The 23775-nt window shown below is 68.3% G+C and carries 20 protein-coding genes and 2 tRNA genes; 11 read left to right on the top strand and 11 right to left on the bottom strand.

Annotation, left to right across the window (positions count from 1 at the left end):
* Window positions 1–209: 209 nt before the first annotated feature.
* Window positions 210–1631 (bottom strand): NAD(P)/FAD-dependent oxidoreductase, encoded by a 1422-nt coding sequence (locus L1Z78_RS21790; protein WP_234638430.1) that lies wholly within the window; start codon window positions 1629–1631, stop codon window positions 210–212.
* Between the two features lie 341 nt (window positions 1632–1972).
* Here L1Z78_RS21790 and L1Z78_RS21785 point away from each other — a divergent pair, with 341 nt between their 5' ends.
* Both L1Z78_RS21785 and L1Z78_RS21780 read left to right on the top strand, forming a co-directional pair.
* Window positions 1973–2371 carry a nuclear transport factor 2 family protein gene (locus L1Z78_RS21785; protein ID WP_234638429.1) on the top strand — a complete coding sequence of 133 codons (399 nt, stop codon included), beginning with the start codon at window positions 1973–1975 and terminating at the stop codon, window positions 2369–2371.
* A 126-nt stretch (window positions 2372–2497) separates the two neighbouring features.
* Window positions 2498–3940 carry an amino acid permease gene (locus L1Z78_RS21780; protein WP_234638428.1) on the top strand — a complete coding sequence of 481 codons (1443 nt, stop codon included), beginning with the start codon at window positions 2498–2500 and terminating at the stop codon, window positions 3938–3940.
* A 38-nt stretch (window positions 3941–3978) separates the two neighbouring features.
* On the opposite strand, the gene L1Z78_RS21775 is transcribed toward L1Z78_RS21780, so the two are convergent.
* Window positions 3979–5490: a PLP-dependent aminotransferase family protein gene (locus L1Z78_RS21775; protein ID WP_234638427.1), complete on the bottom strand. Its 1512-nt coding sequence runs from the start codon at window positions 5488–5490 to the stop codon at window positions 3979–3981.
* A gap of 182 nt (window positions 5491–5672) precedes the next feature.
* Here L1Z78_RS21775 and L1Z78_RS21770 point away from each other — a divergent pair.
* The 3 genes from L1Z78_RS21770 (at window position 5673) to greB (ending at window position 6634) form a co-directional block, all read left to right on the top strand.
* A tRNA-Arg gene (locus L1Z78_RS21770) sits at window positions 5673–5749 on the top strand.
* Between the two features lie 145 nt (window positions 5750–5894).
* Window positions 5895–5971 (top strand) — tRNA-Arg (locus L1Z78_RS21765).
* 93 nt (window positions 5972–6064) lie between these two features.
* The gene (gene greB / locus L1Z78_RS21760; protein WP_234638426.1) at window positions 6065–6634 is read left to right on the top strand and encodes a transcription elongation factor GreB; all 570 of its coding nucleotides are present in this window, start codon (window positions 6065–6067) and stop codon (window positions 6632–6634) included.
* Between the two features lie 4 nt (window positions 6635–6638).
* On the opposite strand, the gene L1Z78_RS21755 is transcribed toward greB, so the two are convergent.
* Complete coding sequence (locus tag L1Z78_RS21755; RefSeq protein ID WP_234638425.1) at window positions 6639–7976, bottom strand: lytic murein transglycosylase; 1338 nt, start codon at window positions 7974–7976, stop codon at window positions 6639–6641.
* 84 nt (window positions 7977–8060) lie between these two features.
* On the opposite strand from L1Z78_RS21755, the gene L1Z78_RS21750 reads away from it, so the two are divergent.
* Complete coding sequence (locus L1Z78_RS21750; RefSeq protein ID WP_234638424.1) at window positions 8061–8924, top strand: NAD-dependent protein deacetylase; 864 nt, start codon at window positions 8061–8063, stop codon at window positions 8922–8924.
* 33 nt (window positions 8925–8957) lie between these two features.
* Here the strand turns inward: L1Z78_RS21750 and L1Z78_RS21745 are convergent, their stop codons facing one another.
* The 4 genes from L1Z78_RS21745 to L1Z78_RS21730 all read right to left on the bottom strand — a co-directional run bounded on the left by L1Z78_RS21745 (window position 8958) and on the right by L1Z78_RS21730 (window position 13116).
* A complete protein-coding gene (locus L1Z78_RS21745) occupies window positions 8958–11225 on the bottom strand; it encodes a RelA/SpoT family protein (protein WP_234638423.1) in 2268 nt (755 codons plus the stop codon).
* A gap of 101 nt (window positions 11226–11326) precedes the next feature.
* Window positions 11327–11530 carry a DNA-directed RNA polymerase subunit omega gene (gene rpoZ / locus L1Z78_RS21740; RefSeq protein ID WP_234638422.1) on the bottom strand — a complete coding sequence of 68 codons (204 nt, stop codon included), beginning with the start codon at window positions 11528–11530 and terminating at the stop codon, window positions 11327–11329.
* An 18-nt stretch (window positions 11531–11548) separates the two neighbouring features.
* Window positions 11549–12178, bottom strand: coding sequence for a guanylate kinase (gene gmk, locus L1Z78_RS21735; RefSeq protein ID WP_234638421.1), 630 nt, complete (start codon window positions 12176–12178; stop codon window positions 11549–11551).
* A gap of 44 nt (window positions 12179–12222) precedes the next feature.
* Window positions 12223–13116: a YicC/YloC family endoribonuclease gene (locus L1Z78_RS21730; RefSeq protein WP_239384144.1), complete on the bottom strand. Its 894-nt coding sequence runs from the start codon at window positions 13114–13116 to the stop codon at window positions 12223–12225.
* A gap of 89 nt (window positions 13117–13205) precedes the next feature.
* Here L1Z78_RS21730 and L1Z78_RS21725 point away from each other — a divergent pair, with 89 nt between their 5' ends.
* The 4 genes from L1Z78_RS21725 to hemW all read left to right on the top strand — a co-directional run bounded on the left by L1Z78_RS21725 (window position 13206) and on the right by hemW (window position 17078).
* The gene (locus tag L1Z78_RS21725; RefSeq protein WP_234638419.1) at window positions 13206–14237 is read left to right on the top strand and encodes a serine/threonine protein kinase; all 1032 of its coding nucleotides are present in this window, start codon (window positions 13206–13208) and stop codon (window positions 14235–14237) included.
* Window positions 14234–15139 carry a PP2C family protein-serine/threonine phosphatase gene (locus L1Z78_RS21720; RefSeq protein ID WP_234638418.1) on the top strand — a complete coding sequence of 302 codons (906 nt, stop codon included), beginning with the start codon at window positions 14234–14236 and terminating at the stop codon, window positions 15137–15139. Before L1Z78_RS21725 ends, L1Z78_RS21720 begins: the two co-directional genes overlap by 4 nt.
* 92 nt (window positions 15140–15231) lie before the next feature.
* The gene (rdgB, locus tag L1Z78_RS21715; protein ID WP_234638417.1) at window positions 15232–15834 is read left to right on the top strand and encodes an RdgB/HAM1 family non-canonical purine NTP pyrophosphatase; all 603 of its coding nucleotides are present in this window, start codon (window positions 15232–15234) and stop codon (window positions 15832–15834) included.
* The gene (hemW, locus tag L1Z78_RS21710) at window positions 15831–17078 is read left to right on the top strand and encodes a radical SAM family heme chaperone HemW (RefSeq protein WP_234638416.1); all 1248 of its coding nucleotides are present in this window, start codon (window positions 15831–15833) and stop codon (window positions 17076–17078) included. The genes rdgB and hemW overlap by 4 nt, the downstream gene beginning before the upstream one ends.
* A gap of 68 nt (window positions 17079–17146) precedes the next feature.
* Here hemW and L1Z78_RS21705 read toward each other — a convergent pair whose 3' ends face one another.
* From L1Z78_RS21705 to L1Z78_RS21690, 4 genes are all read right to left on the bottom strand, one after another.
* The gene (locus L1Z78_RS21705) at window positions 17147–17500 is read right to left on the bottom strand and encodes an I78 family peptidase inhibitor (RefSeq protein WP_234638415.1); all 354 of its coding nucleotides are present in this window, start codon (window positions 17498–17500) and stop codon (window positions 17147–17149) included.
* Window positions 17501–17656: 156 nt separating this feature from the next.
* Complete coding sequence (locus L1Z78_RS21700; RefSeq protein WP_234638414.1) at window positions 17657–19120, bottom strand: SPOR domain-containing protein; 1464 nt, start codon at window positions 19118–19120, stop codon at window positions 17657–17659.
* 88 nt (window positions 19121–19208) lie between these two features.
* Entirely contained in the window at window positions 19209–20525 is a 1317-nt protein-coding gene (gene fahA / locus L1Z78_RS21695) for a fumarylacetoacetase (RefSeq protein WP_234638413.1), read from the bottom strand.
* A gap of 62 nt (window positions 20526–20587) precedes the next feature.
* Entirely contained in the window at window positions 20588–21331 is a 744-nt protein-coding gene (locus L1Z78_RS21690) for a GntR family transcriptional regulator (protein ID WP_234638412.1), read from the bottom strand.
* Window positions 21332–21508: 177 nt separating this feature from the next.
* Between L1Z78_RS21690 and L1Z78_RS21685 the strand changes: the two genes are divergently transcribed.
* The gene (locus tag L1Z78_RS21685) at window positions 21509–23743 is read left to right on the top strand and encodes a hypothetical protein (RefSeq protein ID WP_234638411.1); all 2235 of its coding nucleotides are present in this window, start codon (window positions 21509–21511) and stop codon (window positions 23741–23743) included.
* Window positions 23744–23775: the final 32 nt, after the last annotated feature.

The raw sequence follows: 23775 nt of genomic DNA, 5'->3' as shown, positions 1-23775 counted from the left end.
GCGCAGCACTCAAGCCCGCGCGGCCTTTCCCTTGCCAGGGGTGCCGAGTCTTGGCCCGGCGCTCAAATCGGTGCGGCCCAAAACGAGGGACACCGAGGAAGGGCCTGAGCCGGCCGCGCCTGAGCCGGCCGCGCCTACGCCGGCCGCGCCGCCCCGCACCGAGGGTGTCGTCCCCCTTTCAGGGGGAAGCGGCGAAGCCGCTCAGGGGGTCAAAGCTTCTCATCCCGCAGGTAGTACCAGTGGTACAGGAACCGCTGTCCCATCCGCCGGAACGGCGCGAATGCCGGTGAGCGCACCATGTTGAAGACGTTGGGATACTCCAGCTCGGAGTTGTAGATGGGCAGCTCGAAGGCCTTGCTCTGGCGGCCCGCGATGCGCTCGGCCATGCGCCGGCCCGCATGGGCGGAGAAGGACACGCCGTTGCCGCCGTAGCCCACGGCGTAGAAGATGCTTTGGACCGGGTCGGGCTGGAACACGCGCGGCATCATGTCGTGGCTCACATCGACCCAGCCCCACCAGGAGTAGTCGATGGTGATGCCCTTGAGGGCCGGGAACTTGCGGTGCAGGCCGTCCACCAGCTTGGCCATGTGCACGGGGTTGGGCGCGTCGGCGCCCGTGACGGCGCTGCGGCTGCCGATCTGCACGCGGTTGTCGGGCAGGCGGCGGTAGTAGAAGCGCAGTGTGCGCGTATCGGTGATGACCTGGGTGGTCTTGAAGCCCGTGGCCTCCAGCTCCTGCTCGGTCAGGGGACGCGTGACCAGCGAGTTCGAGAGGATGGGCATGATCCTGGAGCGCAGGCTGCCGTGCAGTGCATTGCTGGTGTAGCCGCCCGTGGCAAAGCCCACGGCGCGTGCGCGCACGGTGCCGCCGGGCGTGCGCAGGTGGTGCACGCCGTTGCGCGTCTCCATGCCCAGTACCGGGCTGGCTGGATGCACCTTCACGCCCAGCTCGCGCGCCTTGCGCAGGTAGCCGAAGGCGAGCTTGAGCGGGTGCACGCCGATGCCGTCGGGCTCGTGCATGGCGCCGTGGCTGTCGGCGTCGTTGACGTAGTCGCGGCGGACTTCCTCGGGGCTGAGCATGCGCGCGTCATAGCCGAAGATCTCGCGCATGACCTGGGTCTCGTTGCGCAGGAAATCGAGCTTCTTGTCGCGGTGGGCGATGTACAGGTGGCCGCCGGGCTGGGGTTCGCATTCGGGGAACTCGGCCACCAGGTCCTTGAAGGTCTGGAAGCCTTCGCGGATCTCGGCATCGAGCTTGAGCGCCACGTCCTTGCCCCAGCGTGCGATCCACTGCGAGCGGTACAGGCGGCCGCTGGCATTCTGGCCCTGACCACCATTGCGGCTGGTGCAGCCCCAGGCCGTCTGGTTGGCATCCAGCACCACGGCGCGGATGCCATGCTCGCGCGCCAGGAACAGCGCCGTGGACAGTCCCGTGAAGCCCGAGCCGACGATGGCCACGTCCACATCCATGTCGCCGCAGACTGGGCCGTCATCCTCGGGCGGGCGGCCGGCGGTTCCCACCCAGTAGGTGGGGGCGTAGCCCGTGCCGTGGCCCGGGTTGTCGGCCACCAGCGGGTCGTAGCGCGGGTCGTAGGGACGCAGGTGGCTGGGGCGGATGTCCTCGGCTTTCATGGCGGATGTCTCCTGGTGCGGCGGCCTTTTGCGGGAGCCGGCTTTTTTGCTATGGGAAAAGGTGCGATGGGGTCCGTGCCGGCGGGCCTTGCGAGGCCTTGTGCCGACGATGGAACCAGCATATCCAGCGCCCGCCCGGGCCGGTTAGCGCCACAGGACCGCTTTCGATAGGGCCAGTGGAGGCGGCTGGCGGCGCGGCTGGACCTAACGATTGTTGGCATCTGGTTCTAACGGGTCCGTGTGCCTGCTACCTACCATGGCCCATCGACATCTCGATGACGCGGCAGCCGCCCCGCATGGACTGCGGCAGCCGCGCAGCCCACCACCGACAAGGAGACAGCATGAGCGCACACACCAATCCTCCCGACGCCCAATTCCTGGCGCGCTTCGCCGATGCCTGGAACCGCCACGACATCGAGGCCCTGATGGGCTTCATGGCCGAAGAATGCGAGTTCCATGCCGTGGCCGGCCCCGATCTCATGGGCCGCAGCTTCATCGGCCGCGACGCGGTGCGTGAAGGCTTCCAGATGGCCTGGCAGGCCTTTCCCGATGCAGCCTGGCTGGATGGGGACCACTTCGTGCAGGGTGATCGCGGCGTGTCCGAGAGCACCTTCAAGGGCACAAAGGCCGACGGCCTGCGCGTGGAAGCGCGCATGGTCGATGTGTTCACCTTCCGCGATGGAAAGATCGCCGTGAAGAACGCCTTCCGCAAGGATCGCCCGCCGGTGGCGGCCGCCTGACGGCAGGGGCCGCAAGGCCTCTTGCCGCCGGGCTCACCGGACACGCCACGGCATGGCACGCACCGCTGCGCAGCCGACCACTACAGAGCAACAGCCGTGGCGCCTGAAGACAACAGGAGACAAGACATGATCGGAAATCAGCACGCCTCTTCGCCGGGGCTTTCACACGGGCTCAAGCAGCGCCACATGACCATGATCGCCCTGGGAGGCGTGATCGGTGCGGGGCTGTTCGTGGGCAGCGGCGTCGTCATCAAGTCGGCCGGGCCGGCCGCCATTCTTTCCTTTCTCATCACGGGCCTGCTTGTGGTGTTGGTCATGCGCATGCTGGGCGAGCTGGCCTGCTCCATGCCCGGCGGCGGCTCGTTCTACGAGTACGCCAGAGAGGCCTGGCGCGACCGCCCCGGCGTGGGGCGGCTGGCGGGCTTTCTGACGGGCTGGATGTACTGGTATTTCTGGGTCATCGTCGTGGCGCTGGAGGCCGTGGCCGGTGCCGATCTCGTGCGCTACTGGCTGCCCGATGTCCCCAACTGGAGCATCAGCCTGGTGCTGCTGGTGATGCTGACGCTGACCAACCTGGTGTCGGTCAAGTCCTTTGGCGAGTTCGAGTTCTGGTTCGCCTCCATCAAGGTGGCGGCCATCGTGGTCTTCCTGTTCGTGGCCGGCATCTATGTGCTGGGCCTGACGCCGGCCTCGCAGGGCATGCACTTCACCAATCTGACGGGCAACGGAGGCTTCATGCCCAACGGCATCGTGCCGGTGCTGACCGGAGCCGTGGCGGCCACGGGCTTTTACTTCGGCGCCGAGATCGTGACGATCGCCGCCGCAGAGACGGCCGAGCCGCAGAAGGCCGTGGCCAAGGCCACGAACTCGGTGATCACACGCGTGCTGGTGTTCTATGTGGGCTCCATCTTCCTGGTGGCCTGCCTGGTGCCCTGGAACGCCGGCGGTATCGCCACACCCTATGTCAGCGCGCTCAACGCCATGGGTGTGCCTGCAGCGGCGCAGATCATGAATGCCATCGTGCTGACGGCCGTGCTGTCGGCGCTGAATTCGGGCCTGTATGCGTCTTCGCGCATGCTGTTCGCGCTGACGCGGCGCGGCGATGCGCCCAAGGCACTGGCCAAGGTCAGCCGCAATGGCGTCCCCGTGCGCGCCATCCTCGTGGCCACGGTATTCGGCTATGGCGCCGTGGTGATGTCCTATGTGTCGCCGGACACGGTCTTCGCCTTCCTCGTCAATTCGTACGGGACGGTTGCCATCTTCGTCTACATCCTGATCGCCATCTCGCAGCTGCGCCTGCGTGCCCGCCTGGAGCGCGAGGCGCCGCACCAGCTCAGGGTGCGCATGTGGTGCTATCCGTACCTGACCTGGTTCGCTATCTTCGGCATGCTGTCCATCGTCATCGCCATGGCCTTCATTCCCGAGCAGCGCACGCCGCTGGCGCTGGGCGTGGCCAGCCTGTGCCTCCTGCTGGTGGCCTACGGCGTGCGCCAGTTCCTTCAGCGCGGCGTGGCGCCGGTGGTCTCCTCGCTGTCGGAAGCCGCGCAGCCCGAGCCGCAGAAGTACTGAGGGCGGTCCGGGAGCGGGACATCGACCCCGCCCGGTCCCTACAGTTCCCGCATCGCATCGGCCAGGGCCTTCACGCCCTGGCCGATGTCGTTGGCGGGTATGGACTGGTAGCCCATGCGCATGAAGCTGCCGGGTGTATCCGGCCGTGCGAAGAACACATCGCCAGGCTCGATGAGCACGCCGTGCCCCGCGGCCCGCTGCGACAGGGCCTGCACGGGGATGTGCTCGGGCAACTGCACCCAGCACGATCCGCCGCCGCGCACGGGCGTGATGCGGCAGCCGGGGGCATGCTCGGCCATGGCGGCGGTCAGCGCCGCGTGCCGCTCCTTCTGCGCCTGCGCCAGACGGCGCTGCTGGGCCTCGTAGTGGCCCAGGGAGATGAACATGGCCAGCGTGCGCTGCACGAAGGTGGCGGGGTGGCGGATCATGAGCCGGCGCAGCGCGCGCAGCTCGCGGATCAGCTCGGGCGCGGCCACGATGTAGCCTACGCGCAGGCCCGGCGCCAGGCTCTTGGACAGGCTGCCCACGTAGATCACGCGGTTGCTGCGGTCCAGGCTCTTGAGCGCGGGAATGGGCTGGCCGTCGAAGCTGCTCTCGCTCTCGTAGTCGTCCTCGATGAGGATGATGTCGTGCTCCTCGGCCATCTCCAGCAGCGCCTCGCGCCGCGCCAGAGGCATGGTCACGCCCGTGGGGCACTGGTGGCTGGGGGTCACGTACAGATAGTCGAGCTGGCGCAGCAGCGGCGTCAGCGGCAGGCCCTGGCCATCGACGGGCAGCGGGATGACCTGGGAAGTGCGGCTGCTGAATATGTTGCGCGCGTCGGGGTAGCCCGGCTCCTCGATGCCCACGGCCGTGCCCTCGCGCATCAGCAGGTCGGCCACCATGTACAGCGCATGCTGGGCGCCCACGGTGATGATCAGCTCGTCGGCCGAGGCCCGCACGCCGCGCCGGGGCAGGATCTTGGTCTGCACCTGCTGGATCAGCATCTCGTCGTCGCGTGCGATCTGGTCCGGCGCCCACTGGCGTATGTCGAGCACGCCCAGGGCCTTGAGGCAGCATTCGCGCCAGGCAGCCGTGGGGAACAGCTCCTTGTCGAACTGGCCGTAGAGAAAGGGGTAGGGGTAGCGCTGCCAGTCGTCTTCCTTGACGATGCTGCGCTGCTGGCTGGGCAGCAGCCACAGGCGGCGCGACCAGTCGGTGCGGCGGCCCTGAGTGGCCGTCACGGTGGCGGTGCCTGGCGCGCGCCCCTTGAGCACGTCGGGGTGGATGAAATGGCCTTTGCGCTGGCGGCTCAGCAGGAAGGCTTCCTCGGCCAGCTGCTGGTAGGCCAGCACCACGGTGATGCGCGCCACGCCCAGGTGGCGGGCCAGCTCGCGGCTGGAGGGGATGGGCTCGCCGGGCGCAAGAATGCCGCAGAGAATGGCGTCGACCAGCATCTCGCGGATCTGGCCCTGCAGGCTCAGGGCGGGGCGGGCGCTGCGGCGAAACAGCTGCCCCCACATGGCGCCTTCGGGCGATTGAGGCGCGGTGGCCGCGCGCGTGTCTGTCATGTCTTGTCGTTCCCGCCGCTGCGGCGTGCCGCTCGCTGTGTTTGTCTCCCGCGAAGGGCGGAGCCGTGCCCGCATCCGCGACCGGTCAATATAGGACAGGCCGGGCCCTGCGGGGCCCGGAGTTTGCGATGCCTGCGATTTTTTCCGGCCGGTCTGAAAATTGGTATACAATAGATGTCTTGGCGGCTGTAGCTCAGCTGGATAGAGTACTTGGCTACGAACCAAGGGGTCGTGGGTTCGATTCCTGCCAGCCGCACCAAAAACGACAAGCCTCAGAATCGCAAGATTCTGAGGCTTTTTCGTTGATGGATCCGGGCAGGCCGTGCAGGGGCCCAGGATTCTTGTTTGCTTATTTTCTTGGATTTCTCGTTGGCTTGAAAAAGCACGCTATAATTCAAAGCTTGGCGGCTGTAGCTCAGCTGGATAGAGTACTTGGCTACGAACCAAGGGGTCGTGGGTTCGATTCCTGCCAGCCGCACCAAAACGACAAGCCTCAGAATCGCAAGGTTCTGAGGCTTTTTCGTTGGCGCGGCCTTGCCGCACGGCTGGTGCGTTCTGTGTGAAGATCGGCTCCATGAGCAAGGCTTTCACCAAGGAATCCGACGGCGACGACGACGATGATGAAGTCGGTCTGCCGCCGCTGCCTGCGGGCGGCAAGAACTACATCACGCCCCAGGGCTTCGCACGGCTCAAGTCCGAACTGCTGGACCTGATCGACAACGAGCGCCCGCGCATCGTGGAGATCGTGCACTGGGCCGCCAGCAATGGCGACCGCTCCGAGAATGGCGACTATCTCTACGGCAAGAAGCGCCTGCGCGAGATCGACCGGCGCATCCGCTTCCTCACCAGGCGGCTGGAGATCGCCGAGGTGGTCGATCCGTCCCTGCACGCGGGCAGCGAGCAGATCTACTTCGGCGCCACCGTCACCTATGCGGATGACGAAGGCGAGGAGCGCACCATCACCATCATGGGCATCGACGAGGCTGACAGCGCGCGTGGCCAGGTCAGCTGGATCGCTCCTGTCTCGCGGGCGCTGCTCAAGGCCCGCGTGGGCGACGAGGTGGCCCTGCCCACGCCCGCCGGCGTGCGCACGCTGGAGATCCTCGACGTGCGCTATCCGGAGCCGGGCACCGCCACCGGGTGAGCCTTCAGGGCCGCAGCAGCTGCAGCAGTTGCTGCGTGGGGTAGCCGTCGGCCACCAGTCCCTGGCTCTGCTGGAACTGGCGCAGGCCTGCACGCGTTGCCGGGCCCATCACGCCATCGGCACTGCCTGCAGAAAAGCCGCGCTCGTTCAGCGCCGTCTGCAGCGTGCGCAGCTGCTGGCGCGTCAGCGGCGTGAGATCGCGCGGCCACGCGGCCTGCACGCCGGGACCGCCGGCCAGTTGCTGTGACAGCAGGCCCACGCCCAGGGCGTAGTTCACGGAATTGTTGTAGCGCAGGATGGTGCGGAAGTTGGTGCCGACCATGAAGGCGGGCCCTCTCGCGCCGGCCGGAGCGATGATGCTGGCGTCGGCCATGGCGGGCGGGGCCGATCCGTCCATGGCCTGCACACCTTCTGCCGCCCACTGCGCGCTGCCCTGGCGCACGCTGGTCTCGGCGCGTGCATGGTCGAAGCCCGGGGGCAGGCGTACTTCCACGCCCCAGGGCTCGCCCGGCTTCCAGCCGGAATGCGCGAGGTAGTTGGCCGTGGAGGCGGTCACATCGGGCAGGCTGCCCCAGATGTCGCGGCGGCCGTCACCGTCGGCATCGACCGCATAGGCAAGAAAGACCGAGGGCAGGAACTGCGTATGCCCCATGGCGCCCGCCCAGGAGCCGACCATGTGGGCCGCATCGATGTCGCCGTTGTCGATGATGCGCAAGGCCGCGAGCAGCTCCTTTTGCGCCCAGTCCGCGCGCCGGCCGTCGAAGGCCAGCGTGGCCAGCGCATCGACGGTGGCGAAGTTGCCGAAATTGCCGCCGTAGTTGCTCTCCATGCCCCAGATGGCCGCGATCACCTCGGCCGGCACGCCGTAGCGCTGGCTGGCCGATTGCAGCGGCGCGGCTGCTTCCCGCAGCTTGGCGCGGCCCTGCGTGATGCGCGTAGCGGAGACGGCGCTGTCCAGATACTGCCAGGGCGTGCGCGTGAACTCGGGCTGGGAGCGGTCGAGCTGGACCGCGCGCTGCTGCAGCCGGGCCGGCTCCAGCGCGCCGCGCACGGTCTTCTCGGAAATTCCTGCATCCAGCGCCTTGCGTGCGAAGTCGCGCTTCCAGGCTTCGAAGCTGGCTGCCTCGGCCTGTGCGGGAGCATCCGCCGAGGCGGTGGATGTTTCTGCGGCGGGGATGGGAGACGGGGCTGGTTGCGCAGGCTCGGGCGCGGGAACGGGTGTCGGCCTGGATGCGCAGCCGCCCAGCAGTGCGGCGGCCAGGGCGGCTGCAAGTCCCGCGCGGGTCAGCATGCGGTGGGGCTGTCGGGCGGGACGGGGGGCTGTGGCAGGTGCATGGGGCATGCGACCATTGTCTCCTGTGCGCCTGGCCGCGGAATGCAACACGGTGTTTCCGATCGGACTGCCGGGCGGCTATGCTGTGCTGCCATGATCGCCCATCCGTCACCATCACCGATCTCCGCTGCGCCTGGCGCCGTGCAGGCGCTGCAGGCCTTGTTGCGCCCCGGCCAGCGCTGGCTGGTGCTGACCGGCGCGGGGTGCAGCACCGGTTCCGGCATTCCCGACTATCGCGACCGGGCGGGGCAGTGGAAGCGCGCCCAGCCCGTGACACTGCAAGCCTTCATGGGCAGCCAGGCCACGCGCCAGCGCTATTGGGCGCGCAGCCTGCTGGGCTGGCCCGTCATGGCGCAGGCCAGGCCCGGTCCGGCTCACGAGGCATTGGTGCGGCTGCAGCAGCGCGGGTGGATGGAAGGCCTGGTCACCCAGAACGTGGACGGACTGCATGCGGCCGCCGGCAGCGTGGATGTCATCGACCTGCATGGCCGCATCGCCGCCGTGCGCTGCATGGGCTGCGGCGCCATCACGGAGCGCGGGGCCCTGCAGGCTCTGCTGCTGGCGCGAAACCCTGGATGGGCGGACCTGCGCGCCGAGGCCGCGCCCGATGGCGACGCCGACCTGGAGGGGCGCGACTTCAGCCGCTTCGAGGTGCCTGCCTGCGGGCAGTGTGGTGGCGTGCTCAAGCCCGACGTGGTGTTCTACGGCGAAGGCGTGCCGCGCGAGCGCGTGCAGGCGGTGCGGGCTGCGCTGCTGCGTTCCCATGGCCTGCTGGTCGTGGGTTCATCGTTGATGGTGTATTCGGGCCTGCGCTTCGTGCATGAGGCCGTGGCCCAGGGCAAGCCCGTGGCGGCGGTCAACCAGGGGCGCATGCGGGGCGAGGAGCTGCTGGCGCTCAAGATCGAGCAGGACTGCGGCCAGGTGCTGTGGCAGCTGGTGCAAGACCTGCAGGAATGAAAAAGCCCCGCGCAGCGGGGCCAGGATCAGGGTTCAGGGGATGACGCGCGATGCGCGCACCACCGAATGCACGCGCCGCAGGTTGCGCAGCGCGGCCTCCACCTGCTGGTTGTCGTGCACCGAGATCACGAAGCACAGGTCGGTGGTGCTCATGGCGGCCTCGTCGGCCATGTCCACCCGCAGGATGTCCACCTCGGCGCCGGCCAGCTCGGCCGCCACGCGCGCCAGCACGCCCTTGCCGTTGTTGACGGTGACGACGATGCGCGCGTCGAACAGGCGCGCCGGGTCGATGTCATCGGCCCATTCGACGACGATGAAGCGGTCGCGGTCCTTTTCCTGCAGGCGCTGGGCGATCTTGCACTGGGCATGGTGCACGATCAGGCCTTCGCCGCTGCCCAGGTAGCCCACGATGGCATCGCCGGGCACGGGGCGGCAGCACTGCGCATAGTGGATGGATCCCTGGTTGGATCCATCCAGCAGCACGGCGCCTTGGAAAGGGCGGTTGCTGGTGTTGAAGCGCTCGCGCGTGAGCAGCAGGGCGTCGGGCCGGTGGCCGTGGCGCGCCATCAGCGCCGTCAGGCGCGAGGCCACCAGCGATGCGATGCGCCGGCCCATGCCGATGTCCACCATGAGGTCGGTGCGGCTGCGGCTGCCCGCCATGCGCAGCACCTCGTCCCATAGCGCCTGGTTGGCCTCGTCCGCGGGGGGGACGGCGTCCATGCCCTCGGCGCGCATGGCCTGGGCCAGCAGGTTCTCGCCCAGGCGCGCCGATTCGCTTTGCGCGGCCGTCTTCAGGTAGTGGCGGATCTTGGAGCGCGCGCGACCGGTCTTGACGAAACCCAGCCAGGCTGGGTTGGGGGTGGCTTCCTCGGAGGTGACGATCTGCACCACGTCGCCGCTCTTGAGCTCGGTGCGCAGCGGCACTTCCTCGTTGTTGATGCGCGCGGCCGTCATGTGGTTGCCGACCTTGCTGTGGATGGCGTAGGCGAAGTCCACCACGGTGGCGCCGCGCGGCATGGCCATGATCTCGCTCTTGGGCGTGAACACGTAGACGGCGTCGGGGAACAGGTCCACCTTGACATGGTCCCAGAACTCGGCGGCATCGCGCGTCTCGTTCTGGATGTCCAGCAGCGACTGCAGCCACTGCGTGCCCAGTTGCTCGGAGTCGTGGCCGGGCTGGGCCTTGTACAGCCAGTGGGCGGCCACGCCGGCCTCGGCGACGATGTGCATCTCCTCGGTGCGGATCTGGAACTCGATGTTCACGCCGGAGGGGCCGACCAGGGTGGTGTGCAGCGACTGGTAGCCGTTGTTCTTGGCAATGGCGATGTAGTCCTTGAAGCGGCCCGGCATGGGCTTGTACATCTGGTGCAGCACGCCCAGCGCGGTGTAGCAGTCGATCACGCGCGGCAGGATGATGCGGAAACCGTAGATGTCCGTCACCTTGGCGAAGCTCAGCTGGTTCTTCTCCATGCGCAGATAGAGCGAGTACAGCGTGCTTTCGCGGCCGGCCAGGCGTGCCTGCAGGCCGGCCTGGGCGAATTCGGCGTTGACCTCGTCCTGCACGCGCTGGACCAGATCGCGGCGGCGCTTGCGCGAGCGCGCGATGGCCTTCTCCAGCGTGGCGTAGCGCCAGGGGTGCAGGTGGCGGAAGGCCAGGTCCTGCAGTTCGCGGTAGGTCTGGTTCAGGCCCAGCCGGTGGGCGATGGGTGCGTAGATCTCCAGCGTCTCCGACGAGATGCGACCCCACTTGCTGCGCGGCATGTCGCCCATGGTGCGCATGTTGTGGGTGCGGTCGGCCAGCTTGATCAGGATGACGCGCACATCGCGCGCCATGGCCAGCAGCATCTTGCGGAAGGACTCGGCCTGGTTTTCCTCGCGGGTGTTGAACTGCAGCTTGTCGAGCTTGGTGAGCCCGTCGACCAGCTCGGCCACGTCCTGGCCGAAGCGCTGGGCGAGATCCGCCTTGGTGACGCCGCAGTCTTCCATGGCGTCGTGCAGCAGGGCCGCCATCAGGGCTGGCGCATCGAGCTTCCAGCTCGCGCACAGCGCGGTGACGGCAATGGGGTGCGTGATGTAGGGTTCGCCGCTGCTGCGCCACTGGTCGCTGTGGGCACGGTCGGCGAACGCATAGGCTTCGCGCACCTGCTCGATGCTGGAGGCATCCAGGTAGCTCAGTTGCTCCATCAGCCCCGCAAAGGCGCTGGCCGACACGGAGGCAGCCTGCTCGGCAGACATGCGCTCGGACCGGGGCGGCGGTACGGGATCGGACGGGGCTGTGAACGAAGTCAAGGCCGCTTTCATGACTTAAATGTAGCGTGCATGCGGGTTTGTGCAGGCTTCATGTAAAAAAAGCACCGCTGGGCGGTGCTTTTTTGGGGGCCATTGTGTTGCTTTGCAGCAAATCAGCCCGGAACCTTCTTGAGCATCTCGAGGCCGACCTTGCCGTCGGCGATCTCGCGCAGCGCGGTGACGCCGGGCTTGTTCTTGGTCTCGATCTTGGGGGTGTGGCCCTGGCTGAGCATGCGGGCGCGGTAGGTTGCTGCCAGCACGAGCTGGAAGCGGTTGGGAATTTGCTCCAGGCAATCTTCAACAGTGATGCGTGCCATCAGGATCTCCAGGAAACGTCAGTTGGGTTCAGAAATATTGAGCGACTCGAAGGTCTCGGCGCGGCGGCTGCGCTGAGCCGCGTATTTGAGACGCTGGGCGTGGATGATCGCCTTGAGATCAAAGAGCGCGGTCTCGAACAATTCGTTGATTATAACGAAGTCGAATTTCGACACCTGGGCCATCTCCTCGGCCGCGTTCTTCAGGCGCAACTCGATGACCTCGGGCGCATCCTCTCCGCGGTTTTCCAGGCGCGCGCGCAACTCGTCCCAGCTGGGAGGCAGGATGAAGATCAGCACGGCGTTGGGAAACGCCTGCTTGACCTGGAGCGCGCCCTGGTAGTCGATCTCCAGCAGCACGTCGGTGCCCACCTGGATGCGCTCCTCCAGGGCCTTCTTGGCCGTGCCGTAGCGACGGCTGTGCACGTGCGCCCATTCGACGAAGGCGTTGTTGCCGACCATGGCGTCGAACTCCTGGTCGGAGACGAAGTAGTACTCGCGGCCATGCTTTTCCTGGCCACGCGGTGCGCGCGTGGTGTGGGAGACAGAGGGCGAGACGCGCGCGTCGAACTCGCGCAGTGCCCGCACCAGGCTGGACTTGCCGGCCCCGCTGGGGGCCGAGACGACAAAGAGGTTTCCGGGGTAATCCATGGAATTTTGCGCAGTTGGGTTACGCATGGGCATCAGTGGGGGGCTTATTCGATGTTCTGCACCTGCTCGCGCATCTGCTCGATCAGCACTTTCATGTCCACGCTGATGCGCGTCAGCTCCAGCGTGGCGGACTTGGAGCCCAGGGTGTTGGCCTCGCGGTGCAGTTCCTGGATCAGGAAGTCCAGGCGCTTGCCGATCTCGCCGCCCTTCTTGAGCAGGCTCTGCAGCTCGTCGAGGTGCGAGTCCAGGCGCGTGACCTCCTCGGCCACATCGATGCGGATCGCAAAGGCGGTGGCCTCGGTCAGGGCGCGGTCCTGGGCGGCTTCGGGCGCGACGGCGCCTTCGGCCAGGGCCATGGCTTCCTTCCAGCGTTCCATGAAGCGCAGGCGCTGCTGCTCCACGAGCTGGGGCACCAGCGGGGTGGCGTCGGCCGCCAGCTTGCGCAGTTGGGCGATGCGGTCCTGGAGCATGGTGGCCAGGCGCTTGCCCTCGCTGGCGCGGGCCTCCATGAGCGAGGCCAGGGCCTGCTCGGCCAGGGCGGGCAGCACGCTGCCCCAGTCGATGGAGGAGGCGGCCCCACCGCCGGACAGGCGCAGCACATCGGCCACCGACAGGCTGCGCGCGTCGGGCAGCCAGGACTGGATGGTGTCCTGGAGCATGGACAGCCGCTGCAGCACGGCCGTGGAGGGATCGGGCAGGGCATTGCCGTCATCGCTGTCGATGGCGGCGCGCACTTCGACCTTGCCGCGCTTGAGGCGGGCAGTCAGAATGGCCCTGAGGGCCGGTTCATGGGCGCGCAGTTCGTCTGGAAGGCGGAACGACAGATCCAGGAAGCGGCTGTTGACCGAACGGATCTCCAGGCCGAGCCGGCTGTTGCGGCCCGACGCTCCACCATCTTCTGCGGATGCGCCGTGCTGGGCACTGGCGTATCCGGTCATGCTGTAAACTGGCATTGGACTTTTGATGGATGCTTGCAATCGCCCGATTATCCGGGTTTCGCTCCGTCCCTGAGGTTTACCCGAAAAAAATGTCATCCAAGATCAAGCCTGCGCCATTGCCGCCAGGCAGCGCGATCGGCGGCTACCGGGTGGTGCGCAGGCTTGCTTCCGGCGGTTTCGGCGTTGTCTACCTGGCCTTGGATGCGCAGGGCAAGCAGGTGGCGATCAAGGAATACCTGCCCGCCTCGCTGGCCACCCGAGCCCCAGGAGAGCTGCAACCTGTCGTGGCCCCCGAAAAACTCTCGCTGTACCGCCTGGGCCTCAAGAGCTTCTTCGAGGAGGGGCGCTCGCTGGCGCAGATCTCCCATGCCTCCGTGGTCAGCGTGCTCAACTTCTTCCGCGAGAACGAGACCGTCTACATGGTGATGAACTACCTGGAAGGGGCGACCCTGCAGGACTTCATCGTCACGGCGCGCGATCTCAAGGCCGAGAAGGTGTTCCGCGAATCGACCATACGCTCGCTGTTCGACGAGGTGCTGCGCGGTCTGCGTATCGTGCACCAGCACAAGATGCTGCACCTGGACATCAAGCCCGCCAACATCTTCATCACCAACGACGACCGTGCCGTGATGATCGACTTCGGCGCGGCGCGCGAGGTGCTTTCCAAGGAAGGCAACTTCATCCGCCCCATGTACACGCCGGGATTCGCCGCCCCCGAGATGTACCGCCGCGATGCGTCGCTGGGGCCCTGGACCGACATCTACGCCATCGGCGCCTGCATCTACGCCTGCATGCAGGGCTTTCCTCCCAACGAGGCGCCGCAGCGCCAGGACAAGGATCGGCTGGCGCTGGCGCTGACCAAGCTGCGCGGCGTCTACTCGGACAACCTCATCGAGGTCGTCGAGTGGTGCATGGCCATGGATCCGGGGTCGCGCCCTCAGTCGGTGTTCGCGCTGCAAAAGGAATTGAGCCGCGAGGGCGAGCGCCGCTACACCAGGCTCAGCGTTTCCGAACGCATGCGGCTGCAGCTGGACACGCTGGTGACCGACGCCAGGAAGAACATGCAAAAGATCAGCGGCGCGGCCGGCCTGCCGGCCGCGGGCCAGGAGCGCAAGCCATGAGGTTTTCGGTGTTCCAGCTGAGCCGCCGGGGCGGCAGGGTGCTCAACGAGGACCGCATGGGCTACTGCTACACGCGGGAAGCCGTGCTCTTCGTGCTGGCCGACGGCATGGGGGGCCACCCCGAGGGCGAGGTCGCGGCGCAGCTGGCGCTGCAGGTGATGTCCGTTCATTTCCAGCGCCAGGCCAAGCCCCTGCTGGAGGATCCCCAGACCTTCCTGGTCGATGCACTGCTGCAGGCGCACCGGCAGATCCTGCGCTATGCCAGCGGCAAGGGCATGATAGACACGCCGCGCACCACGCTGGTGGCGGCCGTCATCCAGAAGGGCAAGATCACCTGGATCCATTGCGGCGACTCGCGCCTGTACCTGGTGCGCGGCGGGGAGCTGCTGGCGCGGACACGCGACCATTCCTACCTGGAGATGGGCGAGATCGCGGCACAGCTCAAGACCTCGAGCCGCAACGTGCTGTTCACCTGCCTGGGCTCGCCTTCCAAGCCCATCTACGACGTGACCGAACCGCGCCGCCTGGAGCAGGGCGACAGGCTGCTGCTGTGCTCGGACGGCCTGTGGGGCAGCGTGGACGAGGGGCATCTGCTGCGGACCCTGCACGGACGCACCGTCTCCCAGGCCATCCCGCAGCTGGTGGACACCGCGCTGCGCAATGCCGGCGATGCCAGCGACAACGTCACGGCCATCGCCATGGAGTGGGAGACGCCCGACGCCTTCGCGTCCACCATGGGTATCTCCACCCAGGACATCGAGGACAACGCATTCGAGTCCACAATCCAGGGCGGGCCCATCGATGACCTGGAAGACGAGCTGGACGACGCGGCCATCGAGCGCTCCATCGCCGAGATCAACGAGGCGATACGCCGCTCGGCCGAGCGCCAGTTCAAGCGCTGAGCCTGGCCGCCGGTGCCTGCCGGTGGCGGCAGGCATGCCCATCACACCGATTGACGACAAGGGGCGCGCGGGCGCCCGAACGGATTTGCACGATGAAGATAGTGTTGGCCTCCAACAACCGCGGCAAGCTCGCCGAGCTGCAAGCCATGTTCGCCCCCCTGGGGGTGGAGCTGGTTCGCCAGGGTGACCTGTTCGAGGGCGAGGCGCCCGAGCCGCATTGCACCTTCGTGGAGAACGCGCTGTCCAAGGCGCGCTTCGCGGCCGAGCGCACGGGCCTGCCCGCCATCGCCGATGACGCCGGCATGTGCGTGGAGCACTTCGGCGGCCTGCCCGGCGTGGACACGGCGTACTACTGCACCCGGTTCGGCTACGAAAAGAGCGACGAGAACAACGTCCGTGCCCTGCTGGAGCAGATGCAGGGCGTGGCCGATCGCCGCGCGGCCATGGTCAGCACCCTGGTCGGCGTGCGCAGCGCGCGCGACCCCGAGCCGCTGATCGCCATGGGCCGCGTGCAGGGCGAGATCGCCACCGAGCGCCGGGGCACGCAGGGCTTCGGCTTCGATCCCGTGATGTACCTGCCCGAGCTGGGCCGGACCTTTGCCGAGATGGATCCGGCCGTCAAGCACGCGCACAGCCACCGTGGCCGCGCCACCTTGCAGATGATCGATCTCGTGCGCGAGCGCTGGCTGCGATGATTCCCATCCAGCCCCAGGATGTGGCGGCCGTCGGCGCGGGGGCGGCCGTGCAGCGCGACATCCAGCATTACATGCGCCCGGGCACGCTGCTGCTGGGCAGCCTGCCGCCGCTGTCGCTGTACGTGCACCTGCCCTGGTGCCTGCGCAAGTGCCCCTACTGCGACTTCAACTCGCATGAGCATGGGCGCGACGGCCCGGCCCTGCCCGAGCAGCGCTACGTCGATGCCGTGGTCGCGGACCTGGAAAGCGCGCTGCCACTGATCTGGGGCCGCACGGTGCACAGCATCTTCATCGGCGGCGGCACGCCCAGCCTGTTCTCGCCCGAGGCCATCGACCGGCTGCTGGCCGCCATCCGCGCGCGCCTGCGCATGGAGGCCGACTGCGAGATCACCATGGAGGCCAATCCCGGCACCTTCGAGACCGACCGCTTCCGCGCCTTCCGCGCGGCCGGCGTCACGCGGCTGTCCATCGGCGTGCAGAGCTTCGATGACCGCTTCCTGCAGGCCGTGGGGCGCGTGCATGACGGGGCCCAGGCGCGCGCCGCGGTGCGCGAGGCCGCCGACAGCTTCGAGACCTTCAACATCGACCTGATGTATGCGTTGCCGGGGCAGACCGAGCTGGACCTGGCGCGCGACCTGGACGCGGCCCTGTCGTTCGCGCCGCCGCACCTGTCGGTCTACCACCTGACGATCGAGCCCAACACCTGGTTCGCCAAGTTCCCCCCGGCGCTGCCCGAGGATGACATCGCCTACGACATGCTGGACCGCATCACGGCGCGCACGGCCACCGCGGGCCTGCAACGCTACGAGATCTCGGCCTATGCGCGCGACGGCCACCAGTGCTGGCACAACCGCAACTACTGGCAGTTCGGCGACTACCTGGGCATAGGCGCGGGCGCGCACAGCAAGCTCAGCTTTGCGCACCGCATCGTGCGCCAGGTGCGCTTTCGCGATCCGGCCCGCTACATGGACCAGGCCCTGGCCGGCACGCCGCTGGCGCAGGACAGCGAGGTACGCCGTGCCGACCTGCCCTTCGAGTACATGCTCAACGCACTGCGCCTGCGCGAGGGCTTTGCGCTGCAGGACTTCATGGAGCGCACGGGCCTGCCCCTGTCATCCATCGCCAGGGGGCTGGATGCCGCCCAGGCCAAGGGCCTGATCACGCGCGACCTGGGCCGGGTGGTGCCCACCGAGCGTGGCTTCGATTTCCTCAGCGACCTGCAGGAGCTGTTCCTGGCGGAGTGAGCGGAGACCACCACCCAAGGAAAAAGGACGCCGTGGCGTCTTTTTTCCATTCGGTGCGGCGAGGCTGCTCAGCCGCAGCGCACGGCCACGATGCGGCCCGTGCCATCGACCACCAGGTTCAGGCGCTCCTGGTTGAATTCCATGGTCGTGGGCTGGCCTTCGCGCAGCACGCGGGCCATGTAGGCGCCCGATTGCTTGCGCGCGGCCTCCAGCGTGGCCGAGGTGTTGTTCTTGCCCACGAAGGACTGTGCCGGTGCGGCATTGCAGACCTGCACGGGGCGCGGAGCGGGCTGGGCCGCTCCACCACCGGTGCCGCCCAGGGGATTCATGCCTGCACAGCCCGCGATCAGGGCGGTGGTGCCCAGCAGGGAGAGCGCGGCAAGGCGGCGATGGCGATGAAGGACAGGGGCGGTGTTGGGCATGGGCTTTTTCCTCGATTCAGGGGGCACTGAGCAGTATCAGGGCAGGTGCTGGCACGCTGCCTCGGACAACGCCGCATACCTTAGCCGTCCTCGGGCCGTGTCATCGGCATGCGGAAGTAACAGGCGGCAGCAAATGCAGGCATTGCCGCACCAGGATCAGCGCCGTGCGCCCTTGCCTTCCTGGGGCGTGTGGTGAAAGACCGTGGCCTCCAGCCCCATGGCGCGGATCCTGCCCGCCGCCTGGTCGGCGCTGCGCTCCTTCGCGAAGGGGCCGGAGCGCACGCGCACGATCTCGCCCTTGTTGCTGTGCAGCGTCTGGCTGAGCGCGGGCAGCCTGGCCTTTTCCAGACGCTCCACCACGCGGGCGGCATTGCCGGCATCCGAGAACACGCCGATGTTGATGTAGTAGCTGCCCGCCTCCAGCGCGGAGGAAGCGGGCTTGGCGGGCGCCGCCTTGGCGGCAGGTTCGGCGGATTTGGCCTGCCTGGATTCAGCCACCCTGGTGGATTTGGCAGGGGCGGGGGCGGGCGCAGGGGCTGGCGCTGGCGGCTTGACCGGCACCTGGGCCGCCTTCGCAGGCGCGGCCGCCAGGGCGGCGGCCCCGGCCGTTGCAATGGCCGGCATGGGCTCGACCATGCCTGACACCGCAGTGCCCGGGGCAGGCGATGGTGGCTGGGGCTGCGGATCGGGCCGGGGCTCGGCCTGCGCTGGCGGGTCTTGCTGCGTCTGTGCAGGGGTGGGCGGGATCGGCGGCTCTGCCACCGGTGGCTCAGCGGGCGGTGTGACTGCCGCAGGCGCCGGCTCCACGGCGGGCGTGGAAGCCGGTGCGGGTCCGGGCGGCGTTGCCGCGGACGATGCTGCCGTGAAATGCGCCGGGTCTGCCAGCACCCAGGCGGCTGCACCTGCGGCCGCAGCGAGCACCACGCCGGCCGCCGTCGCCAGCCGCTTGCGCGCGGGCGTGGCCGCGTGCCGGGACAGGCGCTCATGGGCCTGGGCCATGGTGGGGGCCTCGCCTATGGCCTCCAGGGTATGGCGGCGCACATGGCGCCAGTACAGGGCGTTGGCGCCCAGGCCCGGGATGGCGATGGCCAGCAGGGCCAGGGTGGCGTCCATGCCATGGGCGATGGCCGGTGGCAGGCCCAGGGCGGGGCGCAGCAGCAGGCCCCAGAGCAGGCCGGTGCTTGCCGTGGCCAGCGCATAGAGCCCGCCTTCGCGCCACAGGCCGCGCAGTGCGCACCAGGGAAGGGTGAACAGGCCGGCGGCCAGGTTCCAGGTGGGCAAGGCCTTGCCCAGTGCATCGAAGCGCTCGAACAGGCGCAGGTAGTAGCCGCGCGAAGCTTCGCCGATCATGCTGGCGTACAGGCCGGGCATCAGGCCCGTCCCCAGGCCGCTGCCGGTGTTCGTGCCTGTGCCGGGATCCCGGCGCTCGCCAGCGACCGGCGCATCATCCCCGTGCTGCAGCGCATAGGCCGCCGCGGCAAAGGCGCTGGCTATCGAGGGCGGCAGCTTGCTGGGGCCGGGCTCGGCAAACGACGGCTCCTGTCGGGCAGGAGCCGCCTGTCTGTCGAAGTCGATGGTGGCGGGAGGTGCTGAGAGGGCGTCTTCCGATGGGGCGGGCATGTGAACAATTGTGTCATGCACACGCACCCGTCGGAAAGACGACATTCACTTCGTTCGCCAGCCCAGGGAGGCGGATCGAGCCGCCCGCTCAGGCCTGGCGTGCCGGCAGCACGGTGGCGCGGCATTCGCCGAAGCCGATGCGCGCGGCGCCGGGTTTCTCGCACCAGCCACGCAGGATGACGGCATCTCCATCCTGCAGGAAGGTGCGGCTTTCACCGTTGGCCAGGACCAGGGGCTTCTTGCCGCCCTCGGTCAACTCCAGCAGCGCGCCGGCCTCGGAGGCCGTGGGGCCGGACAACGTGCCCGTGCCCAGCAGGTCGCCGGGCTGCAGGTCGCAGCCGTTGACGCTGTGGTGGGCCACCAGCTGGGCCATGGTCCAGTAGGCGTGGCGGTAGCTGGTGTGGGTGATCTGCTGCGCAGCCTGGCCTTCGGCGCGCATGCGGCCGGTCTCCAGCGCCACGCTCAACTGCACGTCGAACGCGCCGCGCTCGGAGTTGGCGGCCGAGCTCAGGTAGGGCAGGGGCTGGGGATCAGCGGCGGGCCGCGTGAAGGCCGTGCGGTAGGGCTCCAGCGCCTCCAGCGTCACGATCCAGGGCGACAGCGAGGACGCGAAGTTCTTCGACAGGAAGGGGCCCAGCGGCTGGTATTCCCAGGCCTGGATGTCGCGCGCCGACCAGTCGTTGAGCAGGCACAGGCCGAAGATGTGGTTTTCTGCCTCGTCCATGGAAATCGCTTCGCCCCAGGCGTTGCCGGCGCCGGTGTAGATGCCCATCTCCAGCTCATAGTCCAGGCGTGCGCAGGGCTTGAGCGCGGGTGCGGCGGCGTCGGGCGCCTTCAGCTGGCCCATGGGGCGGCGGAAATCCACGCCGGACACGCGAAGGCTGGACGCACGGCCGTGGTAGCCAATCGGCACCCACTTGTAGTTTTCCATCAGCGGGTTGTCCGGGCGGAACAGCTTGCCGACGTTGGTGGCGTGGTGCACCGAGGTGTAGAAGTCCGTGTAGTCGCCAACCTGGGCCGGCACGGTGTACTCCACGTCGGACTGGGCCACAAGGCAATCCTGCAGGACAGCCTGCGCGGCAGCGCCTTCGCGCAGCGCGCGCGACAGCGCCAGGCGCAGGGCCGACCAGGCGGCCGGTCCCATGGCCATGAAGCCGTTCAGGCGCTGTTGCGAAGCGGCCTCCAGCTGCGGCTGCACGGCTTCGCCCAGTGCCTTGAGGGCGCTGGCGCGCGCCAGGTCCAGCACCTGGTCGCCAATGGCCACGCCGCCGCGCCAGGCCTCCTGGCTGCCAGCGCGGCGGAACACCGCGTAGGGCAGGTTCTGGATGGGAAAGTCGCTGGCGCCGGTGTTGGCCGAGGCCACCCAGCTGCGCAGGTTTGCGTCATGGGTTTCGTTCAAGGACATCTGTCTCTCCTGGTTGGGTTTGTCTGTCGTTGGGTTGAAAGGGAGCTGGCTTGTGGGCGGGGTCATTTCAGCAGATCCATTTCCATGTGGACGTACTCGCTGAGAAAGCGGATCCGCGCCCAATAGATCAGCACGCCGTCGGCATTGCAGGCCCAGCGCAGGACCTGCATCAGCGGCATGCCCAGGGCCACACCCAGGTACTGGGTGGCCAGCTCGTCGGCCGGCGCCACGCTCAGGTGCTGGCGCGCCACGGCAATGCGCGAGGGATCGCTGCTCAGGGCCACGGCCAGGGAGCTGCGCTCCAGCTGGGCCTCGATCTCGGGGAACAGCTGCTGCTCCAGGTACAGCTGCGACAGGCAGAACCGCGCCGCGTCATGGTCGTACACGCGCAGCAGGTGTACGTAGGCGGGGGCCATGCGGCCCACATCGGGGAAGCCTTCGGGGATCGGCGGCAGGCAGTCGCGCTCGGTATGCAGGGTGATCTGGCCGATGTGGGCGCCAAAGGCCACCAGCTCCTTCCAGCTGGTGGGCAGCAGAAAGGACGGCGGCTTGTAGGGCGCTGCAATCACCCGCGTGCCGCCGCGCTTGCGCGTGAGCAGCAGGCCCTCTGACACCAGGGCGCCCAGCGCCATGCGCACCGTGGTGCGCGACACGCCATGCAGCGCCTCCAGCTCCTGCACCGTGGGAATGGCGCTGCCCACGGGCCAGGCGCCCGTGGACACCTTGCTGCGGAACAGCCGCGCCAGCTGCAGGTGCAGCTTGTCCCGGCCTTGTTGAGGGGCCGACGCGGTGGAGTTGGAGGGCATGGAGGCAATAAAGTATCTATTCAGTGCTTTTATTTTCACACAAAGCGATGCCCATGACGGCCGGCGCCGACGACCATCGTTGACAAATGTCTTCAATTGGGCAGGCCGAATGACTTTTAAACTGCGGCCCTTTTTTCCGTTTTTCGAACGTTGGCCAGAGCGGCCGTTGGGTATTTCATGCAGCAGCAACATGCTTGGGAGTTTTTTCGCGCCGGTGGAGTGGACCAGGTGGTCATCCGCACCGGGCAGGACATTGCGCACATCGGCGAGCTGGACCAGAAGCTGTGGGTGGCCCTGGCCTGCCCCACGCGCGGCATCGAGTTCGACAGCGGCACGCTGGACCTGATCGACGAGGACAAGGATGGCCGCATCCGCCCGCCCGAGCTGATCGCTGCCTGCCAGTGGGCCGTGGCCCGCGTGCGCGATCCGCAGGTGCTGGCCGACGGGGGGGATGTGCTGCGGCTGTCCAGCCTGGAGCGCGACAGCGAGGAGGGGCGTCTGCTGCATGCCGAGGCCGAGCGCGTGCTGGCCCTGGCCGGCCAGGGCGGCGGCGCCGCCCTGAGCCTGGCCCAGGTGCGCGAGCGCCTGGCCTCGCTGGCGGCCATGCGCTTCAATGGCGACGGCATCATCGGCCCCGCCACGGCGCAGGACGATGCGGCGCTGGCCGCGCTGATCGAACGCATCGGCAAGGCCTGCGGTACCCGCGATGGCGCCGATGGCGTGGCGGGCATCGGTCGCGAGCAGGTGGAGCGCTTCTTCGCCGACCTGCGCGCCCTGCGCGACTGGCATGCGCAGGCCGACACCCTGGGCTGTGCCCTGGCCCCGCGCGAGCGGGCGCTGGCTGCCACGCAGGCACTCAATGCGGTGCAGGCCAAGGTGGATGATTTCTTCGCGCGCACGCGGCTGGCTGCCTTCGACACACGCGCCCAGGACCCGCTGAACCCCTCCATCGAAGGCTATGCGGCCCTGGGCCGCGAGGTGCTGGACAGTGGCGCCGAAGCGATCGCCGCCCTGCCCCTGGCTGCCGTGGCTGCCGACCGCGCGCTGCCTTTGTCGCGGGGCGTCAATCCTGCCTGGGCCGGTGCCCTGGAGGCGCTGCGAGAGCAGGCCGTGGTGCCTGTGCTGGGCGAGGACCTGCACGAGATCGACGCCGCGCAATGGGAGCAGCTCAAGGCTGCGCTGGAGCCCTGCCGCCAGTGGCTGGCGGCCCGTCCGGCCACGCCGCTGGACGCCGAACCCCTGCAGGAGATCCAGGCCTTGCTGGACGGCGGCCAGGAGGCCGCGCTGCTGCACCTCATCGACCAGGACGAAGCCGAGAAGGAGCACGGCCTCCAGGCCGTGGCCCTGGAAAAGCTGATCCGCCTGCAGCGCGACCTGCTGGCGCTGCTCAACAACTTCGTGTCCTTCAGCCATTTCTACCGGCGCGAGGGCGCGGCCTTTCAGGCCGGCACGCTGTATCTGGATGCGCGCAGCTGCGATCTGACGGTGGAGGTGGCCGACACGGCGGCCCACGCCGCGCTGGCCGGCCGCGCCAAGACCTGCCTGGCCTACTGCGACATCCGCCGCGAAGGCAAGACGAAGGCCATCGTCGCCGCCTTCACGGCCGGCGATGTGGACTTCCTCTTCGTGGGCCGCAACGGTGTGTTCTACGACCGCGAGGGCAACGACTGGGACGCCACCATCGTCAAGCTCATCGAGAACCCCACTAGCATCGGCCAGGCCTTCTTCCTGCCCTACAAGAAATTCCTGCGCATGGTGGAGGAGCAGGTGGCCAAGCGCGCCTCGGCCAAGGAAGAGGGCGTGACCGCCAGCCTGGGCACGCAGGCCGGCCAACTGGTCGCCGCGCCCGGCACCGCAGCGGCCAACGCCACCGCCGCCACGGCCGCAGCCGCACCGCGCAAGACCGATGTAGGCACCGTGGCCGCCCTGGGCGTGGCCCTGGGCTCCATCAGCGCCGTGCTGGTGGGCATCTTCGGCAAGTTCATCGATCTGGGGCCCTGGATCCCCGTGGCCCTGGTCGGCCTGATCGCCGCCATTTCCGGGCCCAGCATGATGATTGCCTGGCTCAAGCTGCGCCAGCGCAGCCTGGGCCCCATCCTGGACGCCAGCGGCTGGGCCATCAACGGCCGCATGCGCATCAACCTGCCGCTGGGCCGCAGCCTCTCGCAGACCGCCAAGGTGCCGGTGGGCGCGCGGCGCAGCGCGGGCGATCCCTATGCCGACGGCAACGGCCTGCGCAACACCGTGGTGGCGCTGGCCGTGGTCGCCCTGCTGGCGCTGCTGGCCTGGCGCCTGCACTGGATCGACGGCCTGCTGCCTGCGGGCTGGCAGTACGGCGCGGCGCCCGCTGCGCAGGCCGTGCCGGCGTCCACGCCGGATCCAGTGCCGGCCCCTGCGCCGGCCGTGCAGTAGGCGGACAGCCGGGGCAGGGATGGCGAGGGAGG

The sequence above is a fragment of the Delftia tsuruhatensis genome (assembly GCF_903815225.1).
Classification (GTDB): Bacteria; Pseudomonadota; Gammaproteobacteria; order Burkholderiales; family Burkholderiaceae_C; genus Comamonas; species Comamonas tsuruhatensis_A.
This window is presented reverse-complemented; position numbering and strand designations above follow the sequence as displayed.